General features: G+C 48.6%; 1 protein-coding gene. It reads right to left on the bottom strand.

The genetic code is table 11. The features are described from left to right. Window positions 1-348 (bottom strand): AAA family ATPase (locus ACO0LC_RS29235; protein ID WP_423009783.1); only part of this gene is annotated, 348 nt, incomplete at both ends.

Below are 348 nucleotides of genomic sequence, written 5' to 3'. Positions count from 1 at the left end.
AGGCTGCTTCATCAAAGGTATTGGCACCCAAACCCACGGCGGCCAACTCAGTGACGATGAACTTGGTCAAGTCCGCGTCATGCAGTGGCAACACCTGCCTGGAATAACTGATCCGGCTCTTGATGTCCTCGTTGCATGTCATCGACAAGCGAAACATCAACTCAGGATGGCCCAGTAACACTAGATTGTGCTTTTTAGGGAAGCGCTCAAACAATAAGCGTAATTTACGTAAAATGCCCACATCCAGCAAATGCGCCTCATCGATCACGATATACAGCGTTTTTTGCGATTGCACATGACGGTAAGCCGCCAGTATCAATTCCTTCTCGATATCCTTCATCGCTGCAT

Origin of the sequence: Undibacterium sp. JH2W, assembly GCF_049340425.1 — a bacterium.
Taxonomy (GTDB): Bacteria; Pseudomonadota; Gammaproteobacteria; order Burkholderiales; family Burkholderiaceae_D; genus Undibacterium.
Note: the sequence above shows the minus strand (reverse complement) of the source record. Positions and strands in the feature narration are given on the sequence as shown.